This window comes from Azonexus sp. (genome assembly GCF_047638095.1).
GTDB lineage: Bacteria > Pseudomonadota > Gammaproteobacteria > Burkholderiales > Rhodocyclaceae > Azonexus.
Genome location: NZ_JBLJBW010000071.1, coordinates 1 through 8,595, shown reverse-complemented (window position 1 = coordinate 8,595; position 8,595 = coordinate 1). Strand labels below are relative to the sequence as shown.

The 8,595-nt window shown below is 61.5% G+C and carries 9 protein-coding genes and 1 pseudogene; 4 read left to right on the top strand and 6 right to left on the bottom strand.

Annotation, left to right across the window (positions count from 1 at the left end):
• Positions 1–298 precede the first annotated feature (298 nt).
• Together ACM62Q_RS12675 and ACM62Q_RS12670 are read right to left on the bottom strand one after the other, a co-directional pair.
• Positions 299–1,735: a pseudouridine synthase gene (locus ACM62Q_RS12675; protein ID WP_415037142.1), complete on the bottom strand. Its 1,437-nt coding sequence runs from the start codon at positions 1,733–1,735 to the stop codon at positions 299–301.
• A complete protein-coding gene (locus tag ACM62Q_RS12670) occupies positions 1,732–2,088 on the bottom strand; it encodes an FKBP-type peptidyl-prolyl cis-trans isomerase (protein ID WP_415037140.1) in 357 nt (118 codons plus the stop codon). The genes ACM62Q_RS12675 and ACM62Q_RS12670 overlap by 4 nt, the downstream gene beginning before the upstream one ends.
• A 152-nt stretch (positions 2,089–2,240) precedes the next feature.
• Between ACM62Q_RS12670 and rplU the strand changes: the two genes are divergently transcribed.
• The 4 genes from rplU to proB all read left to right on the top strand — a co-directional run bounded on the left by rplU (position 2,241) and on the right by proB (position 5,274).
• Positions 2,241–2,552 carry a 50S ribosomal protein L21 gene (gene rplU, locus ACM62Q_RS12665; RefSeq protein ID WP_415037138.1) on the top strand — a complete coding sequence of 104 codons (312 nt, stop codon included), beginning with the start codon at positions 2,241–2,243 and terminating at the stop codon, positions 2,550–2,552.
• An 18-nt stretch (positions 2,553–2,570) separates the two neighbouring features.
• Positions 2,571–2,834 (top strand): 50S ribosomal protein L27, encoded by a 264-nt coding sequence (gene rpmA / locus ACM62Q_RS12660; protein ID WP_205201923.1) that lies wholly within the window; start codon positions 2,571–2,573, stop codon positions 2,832–2,834.
• A gap of 200 nt (positions 2,835–3,034) precedes the next feature.
• Positions 3,035–4,159 (top strand): Obg family GTPase CgtA, encoded by a 1,125-nt coding sequence (gene cgtA, locus ACM62Q_RS12655; protein WP_415037136.1) that lies wholly within the window; start codon positions 3,035–3,037, stop codon positions 4,157–4,159.
• Entirely contained in the window at positions 4,156–5,274 is a 1,119-nt protein-coding gene (proB, locus tag ACM62Q_RS12650; RefSeq protein WP_415037134.1) for a glutamate 5-kinase, read from the top strand. The genes cgtA and proB overlap by 4 nt, the downstream gene beginning before the upstream one ends.
• A gap of 64 nt (positions 5,275–5,338) precedes the next feature.
• On the opposite strand, the gene ACM62Q_RS12645 is transcribed toward proB, so the two are convergent.
• The 4 genes and pseudogenes from ACM62Q_RS12645 to ACM62Q_RS12630 form a co-directional block, all read right to left on the bottom strand.
• The gene (locus ACM62Q_RS12645; RefSeq protein WP_415037132.1) at positions 5,339–6,052 is read right to left on the bottom strand and encodes an FHA domain-containing protein; all 714 of its coding nucleotides are present in this window, start codon (positions 6,050–6,052) and stop codon (positions 5,339–5,341) included.
• 15 nt (positions 6,053–6,067) lie between these two features.
• Positions 6,068–6,904, bottom strand: coding sequence for a Stp1/IreP family PP2C-type Ser/Thr phosphatase (locus ACM62Q_RS12640; RefSeq protein ID WP_415037130.1), 837 nt, complete (start codon positions 6,902–6,904; stop codon positions 6,068–6,070).
• A gap of 102 nt (positions 6,905–7,006) precedes the next feature.
• Positions 7,007–7,960 carry an ornithine cyclodeaminase family protein gene (locus ACM62Q_RS12635; protein ID WP_415037128.1) on the bottom strand — a complete coding sequence of 318 codons (954 nt, stop codon included), beginning with the start codon at positions 7,958–7,960 and terminating at the stop codon, positions 7,007–7,009.
• Positions 7,961–8,034: 74 nt separating this feature from the next.
• A pseudogene (locus ACM62Q_RS12630) lies at positions 8,035–8,595 on the bottom strand (succinate--CoA ligase subunit alpha); the annotation flags it as partial.

Below are 8,595 nucleotides of genomic sequence, written 5' to 3'. Positions count from 1 at the left end.
AGTCGCCAGCAGCGGCGCCTCGTCGGTGAGCGTGTAGATAATCTTGGACTTGCCTTGCGACATGCTAACCCCCTGAGTTGGTTTGAATATGCGAGCCGACAGGATACGCCGGCAGCCTTGCACAACACTTACAAAACCCCGGGAGTATCACGAAGCCGGCGATTGTGGTCAACGACGAAAATCAATTTCATGATGCGAAACCACGCTACCCGAATCTGCGGCGCAAAAAAAACGAAGCGGGCAACTGACGCCACCCGGCTTCGCTTTTTTGCGCCCGTAGAAAACGCCGTCTCTGCGCCTACAAGCTTTCGTCCGCGCGCAAAAAGCGCCACTGGCCCGGTGGCAGTTTATCCAGGCGCAAATGACCAATGCGGGTGCGCTGGATACTTTTCACCGTCAAGCCCACCGCTTCGCACATCCGCCGCAAGGGGCGTTTTTGGCCTTCGCGCAGAATGAAATGCAGCTGGCCGGGATCAAGCTGCTTGACCCAGGTTTTGCCCAAGGGACGCCCATCGAGCGGCAGGCCCTCACGCAGCAGTTCGAGGTTTTTGCGGCTCAATTCACCGTGGATACGCACCAGGTATTCGCGCTCCAGCTCCCGCTCGTCGGTCAATAAACGGCGCGCCGTACCGCTGTTGCGGGTGAGCACGAGCAAGCCGCTGTTTTCGGTTTCCAGACGGCCGGCGGCTTCCAAATTGCGCAACATCCAGTCCTGCAAGGCCGGATCGCCGGGTTGCGGCAGTCGGTTTGCTTCCTGCAAAAGACTCAGGGCACTGTGCTCGCCGCTGCCGCGCTCACAGCTGTAGCCTGCCGGTTTGTGCAGCAAAAACGTTACTTCGCGCGGCGCAGGCACGCTCGAAGGCGCTTCTTCCCGGCGAATTTCGATCGCAGCATCCCGCGCAATGCGCGCGCCCAACTGGCTGATACGTTTGCCCGCCGCCCACACCCAGCCGCACTCTATCCATTCATCGGCTTCGCGGCGCGAGGCCAGGCCGCGCTCGACCATGAGTTTCGAGACGCGCACGCCTTCGGCAGCCGCGCGGGGCGATGCGGCCGCTGGAATGCGCGGCACACTTTTTTCTGCCACCGAGGTTTTTTTTGCCGCCGAGCGCGGCGCACGCGCGGCGCTACCTGTCGCATCGGCGGCGCGCTCGAAGCGAGCTGCCGATACGGGGCGAACCTTGGGAGGGGCTTTTGCGCGCTCCTTTGAATGCTCGTTTTGGCGCTCGTTTTGTTGATCCTTTCGGGGCTCGTTTGGATGCCTGTTTTCGCGCCCACCTTCAGCACTCCGGCGCGGCGCGACTTCTGCCCTTGCCTGCGGTGCCGGCTTCGGGCGACGTGTCAGGGCACCGCCACGCAAAGGGCGCTTCGGCACCCCGCCCGCGGCGGACGCTGGCGTTTTGCGCACGCCCAAACGCCCCGCCAGATCTTGCGGCGCAGTGTCGATGGACGCAGTAGCGGGGACGGTTTCTGCCGCCGCCGCTTTTGACACAGCTTCTGACACAGCTTCTGCCGCATCTTTCGCAGAATCTTTCACCGCGCTGCCCACTGCCGCCCCGTCTTTCGGGCGCGACACGGCGCTCTGGCGGCGCTCTCGCGGTTTTTTCTCAGGCAGCGGCTCAGAGGCATGGACAGGCGGTTTTTCCGCTTTTTCTGCCGCCTCCGGCGCGTTCACCGAGGCCTCTGCCTTAGCCGGCAAACGCCATTTCGCCCAGGGATCTTCTGGCTGACTCATTGCAGATCGAGCAGTTCGACTTCAAAAATCAACGTCGCGTTCGGCGGAATCACGCCACCCGCACCGCGCGCGCCATAGCCCAGGTCCGCCGGAATGGTCAGCTTGCGCGTGCCGCCGATCAACATGCCTTGCACACCTTCATCCCAGCCCTTGATGACATGGCCGCGCCCGAGCGGAAACTGGAAAGGATCGTTACGATCCTTGCTCGAATCGAATTTATTGCCGTTTTCCAGCCAGCCGGTGTAATGCACCGTGACCAGATCGCCCGCCTGGGCCATGCGTCCCGTACCCGGCACCGTGTCTTCGTAAACCAAGCCGGATGCCGTGGTGATTGCTGCCGCATTTGCTGACATAGGTTCTGCTCCAAAAAGAGCCGCAGTCTAGCACAGCGGGGCCAAAAATTTTTCGCCAAGGCTTTGACCTATTGGCGATTTTCCGTATAATGCGCGGTTCTTTGCAGCACCCTTTGTTTCATATTTCCGTTTTTATTTTCGGAGTCCAACTCATGTATGCGGTCGTAAAAACCGGTGGCAAGCAATATCGCGTGTCCGCTGGCCAAAAACTCAAAGTAGAACAGATACCGGCAGAAGTTGGCGCAGAAATCACCCTCGATCAAGTCCTCATGGTAGGCGAAGGCGAGTCGGTGAAGGTCGGCGCCCCCCTCGTCGCTGGTGCTTCCATCAAATGCACCGTGCTCGCCCAGGGCCGTCACGACAAGGTCAAGATCTTCAAGATGCGCCGTCGCAAGCACTATCAGAAGCGCCAGGGCCATCGTCAGAATTACACCGAACTGCGCATCGATTCGATCGCGGCCTAATTTTAAGGAGCGCTTCACATGGCACATAAAAAAGCAGGCGGCAGTTCGCGTAACGGCCGCGACTCACAGGCCCAGCGACTGGGCGTCAAGCGCTACGGCGGCCAGTTCGTTCTGGCTGGCAACATCATCGTCCGCCAGCGCGGCACCGAATTCCACCCCGGCGAAAACGTCGGCTGCGGCAAGGATCACACCCTGTTCGCACTGAAGGACGGCGTGGTGCAGTTCTCGATCAAGGGCGAAAAGAAACGCCGCACGGTCACCATCGTCCCGGCTGCTGAATAATTCAGCCCGGCGACACCTCGAAAGCCCTGTCCGCCGGATAGGGCTTTTTAGTTTCAGGAGGCGCTCTGGACTCGCGCATCGAACGCGTATTCGATCCGAGGCCAAGGCGGCAAGACCGGCGGCAACAAGACAGTACCTGAGTACGGCGCGGCGACGACGGGCGCGGCCAACGCCGGCATCGGGAAGAAGACGAGTTCAGCATGAAATTCATCGACGAAGCCAAGATCTATGTCAAAGCCGGCGACGGCGGCAACGGCATCGCCACCTTCCGCCGCGAGAAATACATTCCGATGGGCGGCCCCAACGGCGGTGACGGCGGCCGGGGCGGCAGCGTCTACGTCGTTGCCGACCGCAACATCAACACCCTGGTCGATTACCGCTACACCCGCAAATTCCTCGGCCAGCGCGGCGAGAACGGCGGCAGCGCCGACTGCTACGGCAAGGGCGGCGAGGACATCTTCCTGCGCATGCCGGTCGGCACCGTGGTCAGCGACCTCAACACCGGCGAAGTGCTGGCCGATCTCGATGTACACGACAAAAAAGTGCTGCTCGCCAAGGGTGGCAAGGGCGGCTTGGGCAACACCCATTTCAAATCCTCGACCAACCGCGCGCCGCGCCAATGCACCAAGGGCGAAGCCGGCGAAGAATTCGACATCGCGCTGGAATTGCGCGTCATTGCCGACGTCGGCCTGCTCGGCCTGCCCAATGCCGGCAAGAGCACGCTGATCCGCGCCGTTTCCGCTGCCCGCCCGAAGGTGGCCGATTACCCCTTCACCACCCTGCATCCGAATTTAGGCGTGGTACGCGTCGGCGCTGAAAAGAGTTTCGTCATGGCCGACGTGCCGGGCCTGATCGAAGGCGCGGCCGACGGCGCGGGGCTGGGCATCCGCTTTCTCAAGCACCTGCAACGCACGCGCATCCTGCTGCATCTGGTCGACATCGCCCCGCTCGATCCAGACGCCGAGCCACTGCGCGATGCGCTCGCCATCGTCGGCGAACTCATCAAGCACGATCCGACACTGGCCGAAAAACCGCGCTGGCTGGTGTTGAACAAGCTCGACCTGATCCCGGAAGAAGAACGCCAGAGCCGCATCGAGGAATTCCTCGCCGCCTACCGCAGCGCCGCACACTACGCCGGCCCGGTGTTCCCCATCGCCGCCATCAACGGCGAAGGCACCAAACCGCTCATCTATGCCCTGCAAGATGCGCTGGAAAGCATGGCCCGCCCGGAAGTCGACGAAGATGCCGACGACGCAGCCGATGAAGAAGCCGGCAATACTGCAAGCGCAGCAGAAATCATCCCGCCCCCGGAAACCAGCGCATGACTACCCTCGCCACCGCCCGCCGCCTGGTCGTCAAAGTCGGCTCGGCGCTCGTCACCAATAACGGCAACGGCCTCGACCTTGCTGCCATCGCCGCCTGGGCGCGGCAAATCGCCGCCCTGCGCGAGGAAGGGCGGGAAATCGTGCTGGTGTCCTCCGGTGCGGTCGCCTGCGGCGTGCAGCGCCTGGGCTGGGCGCGCCGGCCCAAAACCGTACACGAAAAACAGGCCGCCGCCGCGGTCGGGCAAGCGGCCCTGGTTGAAGTCTATGAAGCCGCCTTCAGCCAATACGGCCTGCGCACCGCGCAAATCCTGCTCACCCACGACGATCTGGCTGACCGCAAGCGCTACCTGAATGCGCGCTCGACGCTGAACACCCTGCTCGAACTCGGCGTCATCCCCATCATCAACGAAAACGACACGGTGGCGACCAGCGAAATCAAGTTCGGCGACAACGACACCCTGGGCGCACTGGTCGCCAATCTGCTCGAAGCCGATGCACTCATCATCCTCACCGACCAAAAGGGGCTGTACACCGCCGATCCGCGCAAGCATCCCGACGCCCGTCTGATCGAAACCGCCACGGCGGGCGACCCGGCACTGGAAGCAATGGCCGGCGGAGCGGGCAGCCAGGTCGGCACCGGCGGCATGATCACCAAGGTGATCGCTGCCAAGCGCGCCGCCCGCAGCGGCGCGGCCACCGTCATTGCCAGCGGCCACGAGCACGATCCCATCCTGCGTCTGGCCCACGGTGAAACCCTGGGCACCCTATTGCTTTCCGAAACGCCGCCGCTCGCCGCGCGCAAGCAGTGGCTGGCGGATCATTTGCAACTGGCCGGCCAGCTCACCCTGGATGCCGGCGCGGTCGCCGCCTTGCAGGCCGGCAAAAGCCTTTTGCCGATCGGCGTTCGTGCCGTGCAGGGCGAATTCGAGCGCGGCGCAGTCATTGCCTGTCGCACCGAAAGCGGTCAGGAAATCGCGCGGGGTTTATGCAATTACGGCAGCACCGACGCCAAACGCATCCTGAGAAAAAACACGGCGGAAATCGAAGGCATACTCGGTTACATCGAAGACGCGGAAATGATCCACCGCGACAATCTAATCCTGCTCACGCCCTAACCCCAAAACCAGCCCGGCGCTACGCTGCCCGAGCCTCACCCAGGCGCATCGGATGCGATTTGAATCAGGCCTGCAAAATAAAGGCCATTTTCGTCCCGGCTATTTCGATCACGTCGTGATCCTCAAGCGACTGCGCCTGCGCATCGATCGCCTTGCCATTGAGTAGCGGATAGCTGTCGCCCTCGACGTGGGTCAGAAAATAGCCATGCGGACGGCGAGCGATCACCGCCACTTGCACCCCCGGCTTACCCAGGGTGGTCAAGGTTTTTTCCAGCTTCAGAAGTTTTCCCGCATTACTGCCGTTGAGCAGCTGAATCGCCGCCGCCGGAACAGCGCTGGGGCGACTCGCCACACCGGCCTGGCTGCGGCTCAAGTTCTCCGTCGGCTGCAAGGACAATTCGCCGCTCTGGCTGCCAAGTTGGCTTTGCCGCCCGACATCGGAACGGATCATCGCCGTTTGCTCGGCGTCCGGCATGATGCTGTGCCCGGCGCTATCCGCCATGTATTTGAGCTTGTATTTACCCAGCTCGACAATGTCGTTGTTGCGCAAAAAATGTTTCTTGATCGCCTGGCCATTGACCAAGGTGCCATTGGTGCTGTTTAAATCTTCCAGGAAAGAATCCTGCAAAATCGTCACCACCACGGCGTGCTCACCGGAAATAGCAAGATTGTCGATCTGGATATCGTTGTGCGGCTTGCGCCCGATGGTCAGACGCTCCTTGTTCAGTTCGATTTCCTTGAGCACCAGACCGTCCATGGAAAGAATCAGTTTTGCCATGTCACTATCCCTGCACTATTTCACTTGATTGAGAAAACCGTGCCACCAGCGCTTGGCGGCAGGTTGCGCGGCGCTCTGGGCATCCAGACGCAGCAAAACGACGGAAATGTTGTCCCGCCCACCCAAGGCGTTGGCGCGCTCGATCAAGTGCAGCGCGCGCGCATTCAAACTGTAACGATCCTGCCCGAGCAACTCGCCGATCTCCCCATCTTCGAGCATGTCGTTGAGCCCATCGGAACACAGCAAAACGATATCGTCCGGTTCCAGTGCGTGCGTGGCGGTATCGACCAGCACATCGCTTTCCACCCCCAGCGCCCGCGTCACCAGGTTGCGATGTTCGGCATGGCGTGCCGCATCCGGGGAAATCAAACCTTCGTCGATCTGTTCCTGCAGCAGGGAATGGTCCTTGGTGAGCCGGCGCAAATTGCCGCCCCGCCACAGGTAAGCGCGCGAATCGCCGACATGGGCGAGATGCAATTCGCGCCCCAATACCCAGGCAAAGACCAGGGTGGTCCCCATTCCGGCACAGCTGGCGCTACTTTGTGACGCACGAAAAATTGCCGCATTGGTGCCGCGCACTTCATCACTCATGATCTGACGCGGATGCTCCAGCACGGCCGGCGTCTCCACCGCAGAACGCAACAAACGCGAAAAACTGGTGGCCAGCAGGGTGGTGGCCATACTGCTCGCCACTTCACCCGCGTTATAGCCGCCCATCCCGTCGGCAAGCACCCCGATACCGAAATCGGCATCGACGAACACGGCATCTTCATTGTGTGCCCGCACGATCCCCGCATCGCTGCAGGCAGCGACGGTGAGTGCGTCGTGTAAAACGGTTTCCGCAGATGTCATGTTGCGCTTATCTCTCCTCTGCCCGCGGGCAAGAGGCTTATTGTCCGGCCTCTGCCGTTCAGGGTCAATTTTATTTATTAGGCATGGCAAAAAAGAAACATCCTACAAGTCGATCTCCCGCCCGATGCCCTGCGCTTTTGCTGCCGCCAGCACCCGTGCTGCCACGGCCAAATCCTGAATGGCCAGGCCTTGCGATTCAAACAAGCTGATGTCTTGTGCGCTTTGCCGCCCGCTTTGCCTACCGATCAGCACATCGCCCAATTCCACCAACTGGCGCGCGTGCAGACGGCCTTTTTCAAGCGCCGGCAGTAAATCGCCAGCCTCGGCCAGGGCAGTCGGCAGGCTATCGACGGCAATCAGCTGACAGCGGCGCAAGGTTTGTTCAGAAACTTCCTGCCGGATCAAGGCATTCGAACCCGCCGCGTTGATGTGCGCACCGGGCATCAGCCAATCCGCATCAAACAAGGGGTGACTGGCCGTGGTCACCGTACCGATCAGCCCGCTCTCACGCACGGCCTCCTCGGCACTGGCGGCAGGCACGATGGACGTGCCGGTCAGCTCCGATAAGCGCGCGCAAAATTCGCTGCATTTCGCCGCATCGCGGGAGAACACTTTGACCTTCGCCAAAGGCAGCGCCGCACAAATCGCACGCACATGGCCTTCCGCCTGCCACCCCGCCCCGAACACGCCGGCCACCTGCACACCCGGAGATACCAGGGCGCGTGCCGCAACACCGCTCGCCGCGCCGGTGCGCAGCATACCCAGATAATTGGCCGCCAGAATCGCCGTTAGCTCACCCGTGGCGGCGTCAAATAAATGCACATGAAAACGGTTGCCGGAACGGTTACTGGTGTAGGCCTTGTAACCCATCACCCCTTGCGCCGGCAAAGCCCCTTGCAAAATATGCAGCACGGTCTGCGGCAGGCGGCTGCGCTGGCGCGGAATATCCACCGCGCGCCCCCAGGACAATTCGCGGTGCGCCTCCTCTACTGCGGCCAGCGCCATATCGGGCGTGAGCAGCTGGCGGACATCCTCTTCGCTTAAAAACAATGCCATGATTTTCTCCTGGCTGGGGCATTGACAAAAAAAAGCGGGCAAACGCCCGCTTTTTTTACGCTGAAGGCAAAATTTTACAGCATCGCCTTCAAGAGCTTGGCCATTTCCGACGGATTGCGCGTGACCGTGAAGCCGCACTCTTCCATGATGGCAAGCTTGGCATCCGCCGTATCGGCACCGCCGGAGATCAGCGCGCCAGCGTGGCCCATGCGCTTGCCGGCCGGGGCGGTGACGCCAGCGATGAAGCCGACGATCGGCTTCTTCATATTGGTCTTGCACCACTGGGCGGCTTCGGCTTCGTCCGGGCCGCCGATTTCGCCAATCATGATGACGGCGTCGGTGTCGGGATCGTCGTTGAACATCTTCATCACGTCGATGTGCTTCAGACCGTTGATCGGGTCGCCGCCGATACCCACCGCGGAGGACTGGCCGAGGCCGAGTTCGGTCAGCTGACCGACGGCTTCATAGGTCAGCGTGCCGGAGCGCGAAACCACACCGATGCGGCCCTTCTTGTGGATGTGGCCGGGCATGATGCCGATCTTCACTTCATCCGGGGTGATCAGGCCGGGGCAGTTCGGGCCGAGCAGCAGGGTCTTCTTGCCGCCCTTGGCTTCCTTTTCCTTCATCTTGTTGCG

Coding starts and splice junctions, on each gene's coding strand:
- ACM62Q_RS12670 (WP_415037140.1), bottom strand. CDS start 2,088: ATGTCAGCAAATGCGGCAGCAATCACCACGGCATCCGGCTTGGTTTAC.
- rpmA (WP_205201923.1), top strand. CDS start 2,571: ATGGCACATAAAAAAGCAGGCGGCAGTTCGCGTAACGGCCGCGACTCA.
- ACM62Q_RS12675 (WP_415037142.1), bottom strand. CDS start 1,735: ATGAGTCAGCCAGAAGATCCCTGGGCGAAATGGCGTTTGCCGGCTAAG.
- cgtA (WP_415037136.1), top strand. CDS start 3,035: ATGAAATTCATCGACGAAGCCAAGATCTATGTCAAAGCCGGCGACGGC.
- rplU (WP_415037138.1), top strand. CDS start 2,241: ATGTATGCGGTCGTAAAAACCGGTGGCAAGCAATATCGCGTGTCCGCT.
- ACM62Q_RS12640 (WP_415037130.1), bottom strand. CDS start 6,904: ATGACATCTGCGGAAACCGTTTTACACGACGCACTCACCGTCGCTGCC.
- proB (WP_415037134.1), top strand. CDS start 4,156: ATGACTACCCTCGCCACCGCCCGCCGCCTGGTCGTCAAAGTCGGCTCG.
- ACM62Q_RS12645 (WP_415037132.1), bottom strand. CDS start 6,052: ATGGCAAAACTGATTCTTTCCATGGACGGTCTGGTGCTCAAGGAAATC.
- ACM62Q_RS12635 (WP_415037128.1), bottom strand. CDS start 7,960: ATGGCATTGTTTTTAAGCGAAGAGGATGTCCGCCAGCTGCTCACGCCC.